The sequence below is a fragment of the Aurantimonas sp. A2-1-M11 genome, assembly GCF_036549475.1.
Taxonomy (GTDB): Bacteria; Pseudomonadota; Alphaproteobacteria; order Rhizobiales; family Rhizobiaceae; genus Aurantimonas.
This window is the reverse complement of record NZ_JAZHLI010000082.1, coordinates 1-13,739: the sequence shown is the minus strand read 5'-3', so window position 1 is coordinate 13,739 and position 13,739 is coordinate 1. Positions and strand designations below refer to the sequence as shown.

The 13,739-nt window shown below is 66.4% G+C and carries 15 protein-coding genes; 7 read left to right on the top strand and 8 right to left on the bottom strand.

Annotation, left to right across the window (positions count from 1 at the left end):
- Positions 1-562: 562 nt before the first annotated feature.
- Entirely contained in the window at positions 563-820 is a 258-nt protein-coding gene (locus VQ042_RS22255) for a hypothetical protein (protein ID WP_331822487.1), read from the bottom strand.
- Positions 821-948: 128 nt separating this feature from the next.
- Between VQ042_RS22255 and dusA the strand changes: the two genes are divergently transcribed.
- From dusA to VQ042_RS22240, 3 genes are all read left to right on the top strand, one after another.
- The gene (gene dusA / locus VQ042_RS22250) at positions 949-1,959 is read left to right on the top strand and encodes a tRNA dihydrouridine(20/20a) synthase DusA (protein ID WP_331822486.1); all 1,011 of its coding nucleotides are present in this window, start codon (positions 949-951) and stop codon (positions 1,957-1,959) included.
- A 69-nt stretch (positions 1,960-2,028) separates the two neighbouring features.
- Positions 2,029-3,429, top strand: coding sequence for a coniferyl aldehyde dehydrogenase (locus VQ042_RS22245; protein WP_331822485.1), 1,401 nt, complete (start codon positions 2,029-2,031; stop codon positions 3,427-3,429).
- Between the two features lie 79 nt (positions 3,430-3,508).
- The gene (locus VQ042_RS22240; RefSeq protein WP_331822484.1) at positions 3,509-4,333 is read left to right on the top strand and encodes a sulfite exporter TauE/SafE family protein; all 825 of its coding nucleotides are present in this window, start codon (positions 3,509-3,511) and stop codon (positions 4,331-4,333) included.
- A gap of 10 nt (positions 4,334-4,343) precedes the next feature.
- On the opposite strand, the gene VQ042_RS22235 is transcribed toward VQ042_RS22240, so the two are convergent.
- The 3 genes from VQ042_RS22235 to VQ042_RS22225 all read right to left on the bottom strand — a co-directional run bounded on the left by VQ042_RS22235 (position 4,344) and on the right by VQ042_RS22225 (position 6,945).
- Positions 4,344-5,054, bottom strand: a complete 711-nt coding sequence (locus VQ042_RS22235) for a retropepsin-like aspartic protease family protein (protein ID WP_331822483.1) — start codon at positions 5,052-5,054, stop codon at positions 4,344-4,346.
- On the bottom strand, positions 5,047-5,292 hold the full coding sequence (locus VQ042_RS22230) for a DUF1289 domain-containing protein (RefSeq protein WP_331822482.1): 246 nt from the start codon (positions 5,290-5,292) through the stop codon (positions 5,047-5,049). The genes VQ042_RS22235 and VQ042_RS22230 overlap by 8 nt, the downstream gene beginning before the upstream one ends.
- Positions 5,293-5,439: 147 nt before the next feature.
- A complete protein-coding gene (locus VQ042_RS22225; protein ID WP_331822481.1) occupies positions 5,440-6,945 on the bottom strand; it encodes a sensor histidine kinase in 1,506 nt (501 codons plus the stop codon).
- A 223-nt stretch (positions 6,946-7,168) separates the two neighbouring features.
- Here VQ042_RS22225 and VQ042_RS22220 point away from each other — a divergent pair, with 223 nt between their 5' ends.
- The 3 genes from VQ042_RS22220 (at position 7,169) to VQ042_RS22210 (ending at position 8,987) form a co-directional block, all read left to right on the top strand.
- Positions 7,169-7,780: a glutathione S-transferase gene (locus VQ042_RS22220; RefSeq protein ID WP_331822480.1), complete on the top strand. Its 612-nt coding sequence runs from the start codon at positions 7,169-7,171 to the stop codon at positions 7,778-7,780.
- Positions 7,781-7,787: 7 nt separating this feature from the next.
- The gene (locus tag VQ042_RS22215) at positions 7,788-8,417 is read left to right on the top strand and encodes a uracil-DNA glycosylase family protein (protein ID WP_331822479.1); all 630 of its coding nucleotides are present in this window, start codon (positions 7,788-7,790) and stop codon (positions 8,415-8,417) included.
- An 84-nt stretch (positions 8,418-8,501) separates the two neighbouring features.
- Entirely contained in the window at positions 8,502-8,987 is a 486-nt protein-coding gene (locus VQ042_RS22210; RefSeq protein ID WP_331822478.1) for an Lrp/AsnC family transcriptional regulator, read from the top strand.
- Between the two features lie 86 nt (positions 8,988-9,073).
- Here VQ042_RS22210 and VQ042_RS22205 read toward each other — a convergent pair whose 3' ends face one another.
- The 3 genes from VQ042_RS22205 to VQ042_RS22195 are packed head-to-tail and all read right to left on the bottom strand — an operon-like array spanning position 9,074 to position 11,548.
- Positions 9,074-10,012, bottom strand: a complete 939-nt coding sequence (locus tag VQ042_RS22205; RefSeq protein ID WP_331822489.1) for an NAD(P)-dependent oxidoreductase — start codon at positions 10,010-10,012, stop codon at positions 9,074-9,076.
- Between the two features lie 22 nt (positions 10,013-10,034).
- Entirely contained in the window at positions 10,035-10,841 is an 807-nt protein-coding gene (locus VQ042_RS22200) for an ABC transporter permease (protein ID WP_331822477.1), read from the bottom strand.
- A complete protein-coding gene (locus VQ042_RS22195; RefSeq protein WP_331822476.1) occupies positions 10,838-11,548 on the bottom strand; it encodes an ABC transporter permease in 711 nt (236 codons plus the stop codon). The genes VQ042_RS22200 and VQ042_RS22195 overlap by 4 nt, the downstream gene beginning before the upstream one ends.
- Positions 11,549-11,666: 118 nt before the next feature.
- Here VQ042_RS22195 and VQ042_RS22190 point away from each other — a divergent pair, with 118 nt between their 5' ends.
- Positions 11,667-12,635: an MBL fold metallo-hydrolase gene (locus VQ042_RS22190; protein ID WP_331822475.1), complete on the top strand. Its 969-nt coding sequence runs from the start codon at positions 11,667-11,669 to the stop codon at positions 12,633-12,635.
- Positions 12,636-12,708: 73 nt separating this feature from the next.
- Here VQ042_RS22190 and VQ042_RS22185 read toward each other — a convergent pair whose 3' ends face one another.
- Positions 12,709-13,506 carry an ABC transporter substrate-binding protein gene (locus VQ042_RS22185; RefSeq protein ID WP_331822488.1) on the bottom strand — a complete coding sequence of 266 codons (798 nt, stop codon included), beginning with the start codon at positions 13,504-13,506 and terminating at the stop codon, positions 12,709-12,711.
- Between the last annotated feature and the right edge of the window lie 233 nt (positions 13,507-13,739).

The window sequence follows — 13,739 nt, the reverse complement described above, 5'->3', positions numbered from 1 at the left end:
GTATCGCCTCGTCGGACACAGCCATTCCCGCAATCTCCCAATCGAATCAATTGGGAACCCACAGATTCAGTACTTGCACCAAATGTCACGCGCCAACTCACCCGATTGCCCTGCAGCATCGCCTCAATGCTGTGGACGGTATGCTGCGGGAATGATACCCCCTGGGCTACCATTGCCCGACAGGGTTGGTTTGGGAACAACTCTGCCGGGCTGCCCCTACTTCCTGAGCTGCTGCCTAACGGACAGACCGCATCCCAGCGCGATTGTGTCAACTGCCGACGCGATCGAGCCCAGCACCCCAACGCCAATGATGGCGTTGCCAATCGCAATAGGTGCGCCGGGCCGAAACCAACAGCGTTGCAAGGCCGAAGAAGACGGATCCGCCATGGCGGGCGCAGCCATCACCACAGAAAAGGCCGCGATGGCTAAGGTTCTAAGGATGTTGATTGCTAACGAGCGCGGTCGTTGTTGTGTTACGTTACGGTAGTTGTGGCGAGCCCCCCTCGCTGCGACAGGCCCGGCGGCGAACCTCCGGCAGAACTGCTGCGCTGCCGGGCCACCTTCAGAAAAGCAGCAATTCTTCCGACGCATCGGACTCGTAGATTGAGCGGCCGGATGCGCTCGCGACGGCCCGCGAAACGCTCATTATTGCGCTTACGGCTGGATCGATGCGGCCGGCCGCACGCGCCTTGTTCGCGCGCCTGTCGTTCTTGTCACGCATCATCACGAGGTTGCCGACCGCCCAGTCTTTCTTTCGCAGGATCTGCGCGGTAAATCCCGTAGTACCGCACGTGCGTTTGCGTGCCGTGATCGTTCCCATCGGTACAACATTCTCCTTGCAAGGTACGATATTGTCGCACCACGGAGCGGAAAAGGCGGGCAAGCTCAGGAAAAGTACGACACAAGCCGATACAGGTCGACATAGAGAAAGGCGCCAAAGATTTGATAATGAAGGAGAAATCCAAGGATATCAGCGCTAGAAGATTTGCGGTAGCCCCCATGATCGACTGGACCGATCGGCACTGCCGGTTTTTCCACCGGCAAATGACACGGCATGCGCTGCTCTACACCGAAATGGTCGTCGCCGACGCGATCCTGCATGGCGACCGGGCGCGCCTGCTCGGCCATGACCAGACCGAGCATCCGCTGGCCCTGCAGATCGGCGGCTCCGAGCCCGACAAGCTGGCCGAGGCCTGCCGGATCGCCGCCGGTTTCGGCTATGACGAGATCAACCTGAATGTCGGCTGCCCCTCCGACCGCGTACAGTCCGGGGCCTTCGGTGCCTGCCTGATGCGCGAGCCCGACCTCGTCGGTCGCTGCCTTGAGGCCATGGTCGCGGCCAGCGACGTGCCGGTGACGGTCAAGTGCCGGATCGGTGTCGACGACCAGGATCCGGAAACGGCACTCGATGCTCTCGCCGACGCGGCGATCGCGGCCGGCGTCGGGACGATCTGGGTGCACGCGCGAAAAGCCTGGCTGCAGGGGCTAAGCCCGAAGGAGAACCGGGACATCCCGCCGCTTGACTACGATCGTGTCCACCGGCTGAAGCAGCGCCTGCCAAAGGTCTTTGTCGGTCTCAATGGCGGGCTGACGACGCTGGATGCGGCGCTGGACGAACTTGCCCATGTCGACGGCGTGATGATGGGCCGGGCGGCCTATCAGACACCCGATCGCCTCACCGAGGTTGATGCCCGGATTTTCGGCGCGCCGCCGCGGCCGGTGGACTATGCCGCGCTGATCGACACCATGGCCGATTATGCCGGGCGGCATATCGCTGCGGGCGGCCGGCTGGGGCAGGTGACCCGGCACATGATCGGCCTGTTCAACGGCCTGCCGGGTGCGCGACGCTGGCGCCAGATCCTGTCCGAGGGCGCAGTGCGGCCGGGCGCCGGGCCGCATGTCCTGCGCGAGGCCTTTGCCGCCGTGCGGCTCGACGGCGCCGCGCGCGCCGCTGCCTGATCGGCCAGCTCGCGGCAGCCGCGACGGACATGGTGCGGAGGCGCTGAACGCAACCACGGGATGGACTGCATGAGCGACGAGACGATGCAGGTGCTGTTCGACCGGCAGCGCCAGGCCTCCCGCACGATGCCGGCACCGGATGCCGCGGCGCGCCGCGAGGCTTTGGCAACGCTGCGCCGACTGATCGTTGGACATGTCGACGCGATCGCGGACGCGATCTCGGCGGATTTCGGCACGCGCTCGAAGGCCGAGACCGAGCTTCTCGAGATCTCGCCCACCCTCAACGCCATTCGCCATGCCGGCAAATCCCTGGGCCGTTGGATGAAGCCGCAGCGGCGCGGCATCGACATCACCTTCCAGCCCGGCAAGGCATGGGTGCGCCACGAGCCGCTGGGCGTCGTCGGCATCATGTCACCCTGGAACTATCCGCTGATCCTGACGCTGGCGCCGCTGGTGGATGCGCTGGCGGCCGGCAACCGCGTCCTGCTGAAGCCCTCCGAACTGACGCCGCGCTTCGCCGATCTCCTGCAACGCGTCGTCGCCGAGCATTTTTCGCCCGACCAGGTCGCGGTGGTGGTCGGCGACGTGGAGGTGGCCAAGGCGTTTTCCGCGCTGCCCTTCGACCATCTGCTCTTTACCGGCTCGACCGCCATCGGGCGGCAGGTGATGCGCGCGGCGGCGGAGAACCTGACGCCCGTCACACTGGAACTCGGTGGCAAGTCCCCGGCGATCGTGTGCCCGGACTATTCCGTCTCCGCCGCGGCGCGGTCGATCGCCTTCGGCAAATGGCTGAATGCCGGCCAGACCTGCATCGCGCCGGACTATGTACTGGTGCCGGCCGATCGTGTCGAAGCCTTTGCCGAGGCGGCCATGGCGGCCGTGCGCAGCGCCTATCCGGCGCTGGCGGAGAACGCCGACTATACGAGCATCGTCAGTACCCGGCACCAGGCTCGCCTGCAGGCCGCGCTGGCGCAAGCCGAGGCTGCAGGGGCAAGCGTGTACCGGCATTCGCAGGACGCGGAAGCCGGCGCGGGCAAGCTCGCGCCGGCGATCGTCCTGGGTGCGCCGGACGACGGCGTCCTGATGCGCGAGGAGATCTTCGGGCCGATCCTGCCGGTCGTGCCCTATCGCGACCTCGACGAGGCCCTAGCCATCGTCAATGCCCGCGAGCGCCCCCTCGCGCTCTATTGCTTTACCGGCGACAGGCGGACGGAGGCGCAGGTGCTCGACGGCGCGATATCCGGCGGCGTGACGGTGAACGGCACGCTGCTGCACATCGCCCAGGACAATCTTCCGTTCGGCGGGATCGGGCCGAGCGGCATGGGCGCCTATCACGGCCGCGATGGCTTCCTGCGGTTCAGCCACGCCCGCGCGGTCTACAGGGTGGGGCCGATCAATGTCTTCGAACGGCTCGGACCGCCCTGGGGACGGCTCGCTCGCATGACCGCCAGGATCATGCTGCGCCGCTGACGCAAGGCGGGCAGTGGACGGCGTCCGGGCGCTGCAAACCGGCAGATGCAATCGCGACGGTTCCGCCCTATGACGCATCATGCCGCCGATCGAAGCCTCCGCGCTGATTCCCTACATCCTGCCGCTGTTCGCAGCCGCAGCCGCTGCGGGATTTCTGGCCGGCCTGTTCGGCATCGGTGGCGGCGCGATCTTCGTACCGGTGCTCTACCAGACCTTCGAGGAACTGGGCGTCAGCCACGCGGTCTCGATGCATCTGGCGATCGGCTCGTCGCTGGCGATCATCGTGCCAACCTCGATCCGTTCGTTGATATCTCACTGGCGCCGTGGCGTGGTGGACTGGCGGCTTCTGAGGGAATGGATCGTGGCCATCCCGCTGGGCGCCATCACCGGCGCGCTGGTCGCCGCTGCCGCCTCGTCGGGAGAGTTGCGCGGCATCTTTGCGGCACTGGCGCTGCTGCTGGGCCTCAAGCTGGTCTTCGGCAAGGTGCCGGTGACCTTCGGCAGGCAATTGCCCGGATTTGCCGGGCGCTCGGTCGCCGGCTTCCTGATCGGTCTCTTGTCTTCTCTGATGGGCATCGGTGGCGGGGTGCTCAACAACACCTTCATGACGCTCTACAATCGCCCGATGATTGAGGCGGTGGCGACCAGCGCCGGCGTCGGCGTGCTGATCTCGGTCCCGGGCCTCGTCTCCTATGCGATCGGCGGCTGGGGCGACCCGCTGCTGCCGCCCTACAGCATCGGCTTCGTTAGCCTGGCGGCAGTGCTGCTCATCGCACCGGCCTCGATCCTGGCGGTTCCGCTCGGTGCCGCGCTCGCCCACCGGCTTACCCGCCGCCAGCTCGAACTCGGCTTCGGTGGCTTCCTGCTGATCGTCGCCGCGCGCTTCGCCTATTCGCTGCTCTGAGCCGCCCGCCTCAGTCGGTCAGGATCAGCCGGTCGCCGCGGAAGTCGAACGACGTCAGCGTATTCAGGAAGCTCATGCCGAGCAGTGCGACGCCGAGACCATCGCTCTCGGTGACCGCCGCCGCCACGCCATGGCGCACGATGTCGCCGACGCGCACCTTGTCGAGCCGCACCGGTGCCGCGCCGACGACGCCATTGGCCGTCATCACCTGCTGGGAATAGCGAAGCCGCGAGGTGTCGATGCCGACCGATTCGGCCATCGTGCGGTCCAGCGCGATGATCGACGCTCCGGTATCGACCATGAAGGAAACCGGCCGGCCGTCGATCTCGCCGTCGAGACGGAAATGGTCGTCGGCGCCGCGCAGCGACATGAAGCGGGTGCCCTCGGTCCCGTCGCCGACCGAGATCAGCGTGCCGGGAACGAGAACCGCGACGACGCGGTCCTTCAGCGCCCGCAGCTCGGGCGCAAAGCCGTAGGCCGCGACCAGCACGAGGAAGGCGAGACCCCAGATCGCCGCGCCCTTGAGCGCGCCGGCGAGGTTGGTGCGCAGGAACAGGATGGCACCGGACGCCAGGGCCAGGCCCCAGACGCCGTAATAGGCGAGGCTGGCGAACTGGTCGTCCGGCAGTCCGGCAATGGTGCCGTCGCGGTTGAGCACGAGGGCCAGACAGGCCGCGGCGAGGATGGCGAGAATGATCCAGAGGAGGGAGCCTCTACGCATCGTCGGGCCTTTCTGCGTCGGCGCGCAGGCGCTCGAGGCGCCGGCGGCTGGTCTCGCGCCGGGCGGGCCGCGCGATCGTCGCCAGCCGCGCCGGCAGCGTTGCCATCACCGCGCGGCGCTCGCGCGGCGAGAAGGCGAGCCAGGCGCCGATCTCGTCGCCGGTGCGTCCGCAACCGAAACAATAGCCGGACCGCGGGTCGATCGCGCAGAGAGAGATGCAGGGGCTTTCGATGCTCATGGTCCGCAGGCGTCGGTCAAACATTCGGGCGGTACCGCCGGAGCGAAGGATACCATCCGGCATGCCCCCGATATGGCGAGGCGGCGCGTTGCACGCAAGCACGGCGGTTCGTGACCGGCCCCGAACAAGGGGAGGCGGCCGGCCGACTCAGGCGTAGTCGTCGAGCGCCGGCATCACTTCCAGGACGCGGGAATTGGGGAAGATGGCGATCGCCTCGGTGCCCTCGCGCAGCCGCGAGCGCAATTCGAAGGTGCCGTTATGCATCTTCATCAGCGCCTGGACGATCGGCAGGCCTAGGCCGGTGCCCTGTTCTGCGCTCTTGATGGCCATGGACCCCTGGCCGAAGGAGGACAGGACGATCGGGATCTCCTCCTCGGGAATCCCTGGACCGTTGTCCTTGACCGACAGATACTGCCCACCGCCGGCCGTCCAGCCGACCCGCAGGATGATTTCGCCGCCGCGCGGCGTGAACTTCACGGCGTTCGACAGGAGATTGAGGACGATCTGGCGCAGCGAACGCTCGTCGGCCCACATGGCCGGCAGGTCGGCCTCGAATTCCGCCCGCACGATCAGGTCCTTGGCCTCCGCCTTCACGCGGACATAGCCGAGGCAGTCGCGGGCGATCGCGACGATGTCGACGGCCTCCTCGCTGAGCGCGTAGCGACCCGCCTCGACTCGCGACAGGTCGAGGATCTCGTTGATCAGGCCGAGGAGATGCTGCCCCGAGGCGTGGATGTCGGCAATGTAGTCCTTGTAGGAATCATTGCCGACCGGCCCGAGGATCTCGTTGCTCATCACTTCGGAGAAGCCGAGAATCGCGTTGAGAGGCGTGCGCAGCTCGTGGCTCATCGTGGCCAGGAAGCGGGACTTGGCCAGATTGGCTTCTTCGGCCCGGCTTCTGGCCTCGTCGGACATGATCCGCGCCATTTCGAGCTCGGCGATCAGTTCGTCCTTCTCGCTCTGGTGCTTGAGGCGGGCGATGCTGGCGCGGCGCAGCATCTCGGCGACGAAGGCGAAGAACGGCACGGCGCCGATGAGAACGGCGTACATAGCAACGGCCATCGGCTGCGCCGTGGTGACGATCCCGTAGCCCAGCGCCAGGACGGTGGGCAGGAAGGTTAGGGGCACGACGGCCTTGAGCGTCGAGGACACCATGGCGATCATCGCGATGGCGAGGAAGATCACCGTGAACTGGAAGAGCTCGAAGCGCAGCGGTAGGCATTCGGCGCAGGCGAGCGTCGCCAGGTAGGCCCAGGAGAGGCCGGCGGCCACATGGCCGGCGAGGAAGATCCGCGTCCAGCGCCGGATGCCGTCGCGGGTGATGTCGGCGGCCGGAAACCGCCGCGAGACGACGACGAGGGCGAAGTGGCCGAGCAGTGCGAAGCCGGTCCACAGGATCGCCGGCAGCGGGCCGGTGAAGATCGACAGGCCGAAACCGGTCAGGATCACCGGCAGCGGCAGCACGATCGCCGCCGCCTGGATCGCCGCGGCATGCTGGACCACCAGCTCCCGCTCGAAATTCGGTTGCAGCCCGCCCCGCGCCGACAATCGTTCGCGCGCCGCCGTCAGCGTCCGGGCCAGATCGCCATTTCGGGCGGCGCGCCGCCTGGCGATGACCGTGTGGTCGTAGGAATGGGGAGCTGCGATTGTCATGAACGCGATCGATCGCCTGCATACGCTTGCCGGAGGCCCCATGATGTTTCGAGGAGATTAAAAAACTGTCTTAAGGAATAGCGAAAAGTCGGATTGTCCTGGGGAAAGCCGGTCGGCCGCCGCCTCGCAGCGCCTGCGGCCGCCGCTGTTGCGGGCGCCGGACTTGTCGGCCGGCGCGGCCCTGCCTACACCTCGCTGCAGCACAAAACGGAAGGATGTTGCGATGAAGCTGTTCGATGGTGGCCGTGCGCCCAATCCGCGCCGCGTGCGGATCTTCCTGGCCGAAAAGGGCCTCACCGTGCCGACCGAAGCGGTCGACATGACCAAGCTCGGCCACCGGTCCGAGGAAATCAGCCGGCGCAACCCGTTGCAGCGACTTCCCGTGCTGGAACTCGACGACGGCACGGTGCTGACCGAATCCGTCGCCATCTGCCGCTATTTCGAGGAACTGCATCCCGAGCCGGCCCTGTTCGGTACCGGTGCCCTCGGCCGCGCCCTGGTCGAGATGTGGAACCGGCGCATCGAACTCGGTCTCTACGCCAGCGTTGCCGCCGCCTTCCGCCACACCCATCCTGCGATGGCCGAATGGGAAGTGCCGCAGATCGCCGAATGGGGCGAAGCGAACCGGCCGAAGGCGCTCGCATTCCTGAGCCTTCTCGACTCGCATCTGGCCGACAACCGGTTCGCGGCAGGCGAGAATTACAGCATCGCCGACATCACAGGCCTGGTGGCGATGGACTTCATGAAGCCGGCAAAGATCGCCTTGCCGGACGATCTCGCCAATGTCGCGCGCTGGTACGCCGAGATCTCGGCAAGGCCGAGCGCCGGGGCCTGACGGCATCTTGGCCTTCGCGGCGGATGAGGACCCGGCGGCACTCTACCGCACGATCCGCGACTGCCGGATCTGCCGCGACGCACCGGTCGGTCCGCCGCTGCCGGTCGAGCCCAATCCGGTCCTTGCCCTGTCCGGCACGGCGAAGCTGCTGATCGCCGGGCAGGCACCCGGCAATCTGGCGGACCGCTCGACGACGCCCTTCAACGACCCGTCCGGCGTGCGGCTGCGGGAGTGGCTGGGGCTTGCGACGGAGACATTCTACGATCCGGCGAAGGTGGCGATCCTGCCCATGGGCTTCTGCTTTCCGGGTACCGACCCGAAGGGCGGCGACCGCCCGCCGCGGATCGAGTGTCGCAACGCCTGGCACGACCGGGCGATGGCGGCGATGCCGCAAATCGAGCTGATCCTGGCGATCGGCCAGCATGCCCAGCGCTTCCACATCGCATCGGGTGCCGGTCGGACGCTGACCGAGACGGTGGCGAACTGGCGTGCGGTGCTCGCCGATGGCGGACGTCATGCGCCGGTCTTGCCGCTGCCGCATCCGTCCTGGCGCAACAGCGGCTGGCTGAAGCGCCATCCCTGGTTCGGCGAGGAACTCCTGCCGGAACTCCGCCAGCGCGTCGCCGACCTCGTCTGATCGACAGTCGTATGCGCCGGGCCACCTACCGGTTTGCTAGCGGCTCCTGTAATCCTCGGGGGTCAGGACAGGAGTGACGCGTCGATGGACCGGTTGGACAAGAAAATTCTGAGATTGCTGCAGGAGGACGCGACGCTGGCGGTCGCCGACGTCGCCAAGCGCGTTGGCCTGTCGACCACGCCGTGCTGGCGCCGCATCCAGAAGCTGGAGGAGGAGGGTGTGATCAAGCGCCGGGTCGCCATCCTCGATCCGGTGAAGGTGAATGCCCGCGTCACCGTCTTCGTCTCGATCCGCACCAACTCCCATTCCAACGAATGGCTGAAGCGCTTTTCCGAGGTGGTCGGCGAATTTCCCGAGGTGATGGAATTCTACCGCATGAGCGGCGACGTGGACTATCTGCTGCGCGTCGTCGTGCCCGACATCGCCGCCTATGACGCCTTCTACCAGCGCCTGATCTCGAAGATCGAGATCCGCGACGTGTCCTCGTCCTTCGCCATGGAGCAGATCAAGTACACGACGCAGATGCCGCTCGACTACCTGATCCTCGACAAGGAGCCGCGCGAGACCTGAACCGGTAATTCACTTCCGACATCAACGACTTGGCGGCCAGACCGGAATCAACCCGGCCGCCTCTTCATCCGATGTGTGAAGCGGCCCTACCGCTCCAGCCGGGCGAGCAGGGCCGAGGTGTCCCAGCGCTTGCCCCCCATGACTTCGACCTCGGCGTAGAACTGGTCGACGAGGGCAGTGACTGGCAAGGTCGCGCCGTTGCGCTTGGCTTCGGCGAGGCAGATGCCCAGGTCCTTGCGCATCCACTCGATGGCGAAGCCGTGCTCGTAATGGCCCTCGTTCATCGTCTTGTGGCGGTTCTCCATCTGCCAGGAGCCGGCGGCGCCCTTGGAGATGACGCCGACGACCTTCTCGATGTCGAGGCCCGACTTCTTGCCGAAGGCGATGGCTTCCGACAGGCCCTGGACGAGGCCGGCAATGCAGATCTGGTTCATCATCTTGGTCAGCTGCCCGGCGCCGGCCGGACCCATCAGCCCGACCATCTTGGCATAGGCGTCGATGACCGGCTGGGCGGCATCGAAGTCGGACTGGTCGCCGCCGCACATCACCGTCAGGGCGCCGTTCTCGGCGCCGGCCTGGCCACCCGATACCGGCGCGTCGATGAACTTGAAGCCCTTGGCGCTGGCGGCTTCGGCCAGTTCGCGGGCGAGTTCGGCCGAGGCGGTGGTATTGTCGATCAGCATGGCGCCGGCCTTCATGCCGGCGAAGGCGCCGTCGTCGCCGTAGATGACCGAGCGCACGTCGTCGTCATTGCCGACGCAGCAGAAGACGAAATCGGCGTCCCTTGCCGCCTCGCGCGGCGTCGCCGCATGGGCGCCGCCATGCTCCTCGGCCCATTTCTGCGCCTTGGCGGAGGATCGGTTGAAGACGGTCACGTCATGGCCGCCCTTCTGCTTGAGATGCCCGGCCATCGGATATCCCATGACGCCCAGACCGATGAATGCAACTTTGGCCATGTGCTGACTCCCCCAATGTTCTGTCTGTCGTGATGCGAGAGACCTTGTGCGGTCGCCTCGCGTTTCAATCCGGTGGCCGGTCCGGGGGGCGCTAGCGCACCATATGCCGGGTCAGCTGCCGCTCGATGAAGTTGGTCGCGTGCCTCAGCCCCTCGACGATCGCCAGGTAGAGGACCGCCGCCCAGACATAGGTCTGGAAATCGAAGGTGCGCGAATAGGCCTGCCGCGTCTCGCCGAGAAGGTCGTAGACGGTGATGATCGCTACGATGGCCGAAGCCTTGATCATCAGGATGATTTCGTTGGCATAGGGCCGCAGAGCCACGATCATCGCCTGGGGCAGGATCACCTTGAAGAAGATCACCGGCCGCGGCATGCCCAGCGACCGGGCGCCCTCCCATTGTCCGTTCGGCACGCTCTCGATGGCGCCGCGCAGGATCTCGGCCTGATAGGCCGCCGTGTTGAGGGTCAGCGAGAACAGCGCGCAGTACCAGGCCTCGCGGAAGAACCACCACAACCCCATGGTCTCGAAGGCACCGCGAAACTGGCCGAAGCCGTAATAGACCAGGAAGATCTGGGCGATCAGCGGCGTGCCGCGGAAGAAATAGACGAAGACGAAGGCCAGGACCCGCGCGATCGGATCGCGCGACATGCGCCCGAATGCCACCGGCAGCGAGACGATGGCGCCGCAGAGGAAGGAGGCGACCACCAGGGAGATCGTGATCCACAGGCCGGACAGGTAGGATGGGCCGAACCGCGTGAACAAGGTCGGATCGAAGCCGCGCACGATGTAGAGCGCGAAGCCGATGGAGATGGCGATCCAGATGCCGATCGCCACGAGCCCGCCGATCTTCGGCTTCGGCTTCGCGATGGGTGGTGCGGCGATTGCGGCTTGCGTCATTTCGCCATGTCCCCGCGCTTCGCCCAGCGGTCGATGCCGCCGATCGCGACCGAGGAGGCCATGGTGAGCACCAGATAGAGGACGATCGCCACGCCGAAGAACAGGAACGGCTCGCGGGTCACCCGCGCCGCGATGCCGGCCTGGCGCATGATGTCGGCGAGACCGATGACCGAGACCAGCGCCGTGTCCTTCAGGAGGTTCATCCACAGATTGGCCAGGCCCGGCAAGGCGATGCGGATGAGCTGCGGCACGATGACCAGCAGCATGATCCGCGACGGCCTGAGGCCGAGCGCCGCCGCGCCCTCGCGCTGGCCGGGGGGAATCGCACGGAAGGCGGAGAGGAACACCTCGCTGGCGAAGGCCGAGAAGACGAAGCCCAGCGCGATCATGCCGGACACGAAGCTCGACAGGGCCAGATCCGGCAGCCCGGTTGCCTGCGTGAACGAGCGCAGCAGGCCGTTGGCGCCGAAATAGACCACGAACAGGGTCAGGAGCTCCGGCAGGCCGCGGAAGATCGTCGTGTAGATATCGGCCGACAGGGTCAGGTAGCGGTCGTCGGACTGCTTGGCGAGCGACAGCAGGAAGCCGAAGACCAGGCCGATCGGCAGCGTCGCCAGGGCGAGCGAGACGGTGACGAGGACGCCCCAGGCGATGTCGTCTCCCCATCCCGTGGGGCCGAAGCCGATGAGCGTCCAGTACTGATCCATCAAAATCCATGGTTAGCCGCCACCGGCGGGATCATCAAGCCGCGAGGACACTCCGTTTCATTGCATTGACCGGGCGCGGCGATATTTTTCATCTCCCAACCATGAAGGAGCCCGCGCCATGCCCATTTCCCGCCGCCTTTTCGTTGCCGGGGCGCTAAGCGCCCCCGTCCTCCTGCGCTTCGGCGTGCTGCCGGCCGCCGCCAAGGCGCCCGTACCGACCAGCCAGGTACTGCCGGTCCAGCAGATCAAGGTGGGCGATGCCATCGTCACCGCCGTGTCGGACGGCTATCTCGATCTCGACATCTCGCTTCTGTCGAACATTGAAGCGGACGAAGCCGAGCGCCTGCTGGAACAGGCCTTCCAGGACGCGCCCCCGGTGACCACGGGCGTCAACGCCTATGTCGTGCACCTGCCCGAGCAGACGGTGCTCATCGACACCGGGGGGGCCGGGGCCTTCCCGCAGATGGGCAAGCTGCAGGATCGGCTGGAGGCGGCCGGCATCGCGCCGGCGGACATCGATGCCGTGCTGCTCACGCATCTGCATCCCGACCACGTCGGCGGGCTCGTCCTCGACGGCAAGCTGGCCTTTCCGAACGCCACCGTGCACGTCCACACGGCCGAATTCGATTTCTGGACCAGCATCGAGAACCGCGATGCCGCGCCGGAATCGGCCCGGGGGTTCTTCGACACGGCGCGCAGCGCCATGGAGGCGGCCGGCGACAAGGTCCGCACCTTCGACGCCGCAGGCGAGGTGGTGCCGGGCATCGCCGCGCGCGAACTCTTCGGCCACACGCCGGGCCATTGCGGCTACATGATCGGCGAGGGCGAGGACGGCCTGCTGGTCTGGGGCGACCTCGTCCATGCGGCGGCGATCCAGTTTCCGCGCCCGGGCGTCGGCATTGCCTTCGACGGCGATCCGGCCACGGCTATCGCGACCCGCCAGGCACTGTTTGAGGAGGTCGCCGCCAATCGCACGCGGATCGCCGGCATGCACCTCGCCTTCCCGAGCGTCGGCCATGTGGTCAAGGGCTCGGGCGACGCCGCCTATGCGTTCCGGCCTTCCGAGTGGCAATACGATCTCGGCTGACCCGGGCTGTGAGCCCATGAAAAAGCCGCGGCGGATGGCTCCGCCGCGGCTTGTCAGGTAATGCGACCGGCGCTTACTCGCCGTAGACGTCGAAGTCGAAATACTGCTTCTGCACCTCGTCATAGGTGCCGTTCTCGCGGATCGCGGCGATCGCGTCGTTGAACATGCCGGCCAGCTTGTCGTTGCCCTGGCGCAGGCCGATGCCGATGCCCTTGCCGTAGATCTCCGGGTCGGCCTTCAGGGTGGTGAGGAGCTTGCAGCAGGCGCCGGCATCGCTCTTCAGCCATTCGTCCAGCACCACGACGTCGTCCACCACCGCGTCGACGCGGCCGCTTTCGATGTCGAGCTTGTATTCCTCGGCGGTCGGATACTGCCGGACGTCGGCGTCCGGGAAATAGCTTTCCGCAGCGCGGGCGTGAGTGGTCGAGGTCTGCGCGCCGATCGCCTTGCCGGCCAGGGCCTCCGGGGTCGCGTCGGTGATGTCCGAATCCTTCGGCACGGCGATCGCCGGCGGGGTCTGGTAGTATTTGTTGGTGAAGGCGATCTGCTCCTCACGCTCCGGCGTGATCGACATCGAGGCGACGATCGCGTCGAAATTGCCGTTCTGCAGGGCCGGGATGATGCCGTCCCAATCCTGGGTCACGAAGGTGCACTCGACCTTCATCTCGGCGCACAGGGCTTTGGCGATATCGACGTCGAAGCCCTTCAGCTCGCCGGAAGCGTCGAGGAAGTTGAACGGCGGATATGCGCCTTCGGTGCCGATGACGACCTTCGACCAGTCCTTGTCGGCATCGCTGTCCTGCGCCTGGGCGTGGCCCATGGCGAGGGCGGCAACGGTGGCGGCAAGGGCGAGAGTACGGGTAAGACGCATGAAGACCTCTTCGTGGGTGGATGGCATGCCACGGCGTTCGTCGCCCATATGACAGGCATGCCTGTTATGGCGGCGATGCTGGCAAGTTTTGCCCGCCATGGCAACCGCGAAGCCCCGTCGGGCCAGGGGAATCGCATTTGGAAATTTTTGTAGTCTGATTGTTCACTTGCGTTTGCGGTTGCGATGGATTCTTCGCTTGGCCGGCGGATTTTCGCCGTTGGGAGGATGCCGTG

Excerpts from the sequence above, each read along its gene's own strand:
- dusA (WP_331822486.1), top strand. The coding sequence starts at position 949 with ATGAAGGAGAAATCCAAGGATATCAGCGCTAGAAGATTTGCGGTAGCC.
- VQ042_RS22200 (WP_331822477.1), bottom strand. The coding sequence starts at position 10,841 with ATGACGCAAGCCGCAATCGCCGCACCACCCATCGCGAAGCCGAAGCCG.
- VQ042_RS22225 (WP_331822481.1), bottom strand. The coding sequence starts at position 6,945 with ATGACAATCGCAGCTCCCCATTCCTACGACCACACGGTCATCGCCAGG.
- VQ042_RS22255 (WP_331822487.1), bottom strand. The coding sequence starts at position 820 with ATGGGAACGATCACGGCACGCAAACGCACGTGCGGTACTACGGGATTT.
- VQ042_RS22235 (WP_331822483.1), bottom strand. The coding sequence starts at position 5,054 with ATGCGTAGAGGCTCCCTCCTCTGGATCATTCTCGCCATCCTCGCCGCG.
- VQ042_RS22230 (WP_331822482.1), bottom strand. The coding sequence starts at position 5,292 with ATGAGCATCGAAAGCCCCTGCATCTCTCTCTGCGCGATCGACCCGCGG.
- VQ042_RS22220 (WP_331822480.1), top strand. The coding sequence starts at position 7,169 with ATGAAGCTGTTCGATGGTGGCCGTGCGCCCAATCCGCGCCGCGTGCGG.
- VQ042_RS22240 (WP_331822484.1), top strand. The coding sequence starts at position 3,509 with ATGCCGCCGATCGAAGCCTCCGCGCTGATTCCCTACATCCTGCCGCTG.
- VQ042_RS22190 (WP_331822475.1), top strand. The coding sequence starts at position 11,667 with ATGCCCATTTCCCGCCGCCTTTTCGTTGCCGGGGCGCTAAGCGCCCCC.
- VQ042_RS22185 (WP_331822488.1), bottom strand. The coding sequence starts at position 13,506 with ATGCGTCTTACCCGTACTCTCGCCCTTGCCGCCACCGTTGCCGCCCTC.
- VQ042_RS22245 (WP_331822485.1), top strand. The coding sequence starts at position 2,029 with ATGAGCGACGAGACGATGCAGGTGCTGTTCGACCGGCAGCGCCAGGCC.
- VQ042_RS22210 (WP_331822478.1), top strand. The coding sequence starts at position 8,502 with ATGGACCGGTTGGACAAGAAAATTCTGAGATTGCTGCAGGAGGACGCG.
- VQ042_RS22195 (WP_331822476.1), bottom strand. The coding sequence starts at position 11,548 with ATGGATCAGTACTGGACGCTCATCGGCTTCGGCCCCACGGGATGGGGA.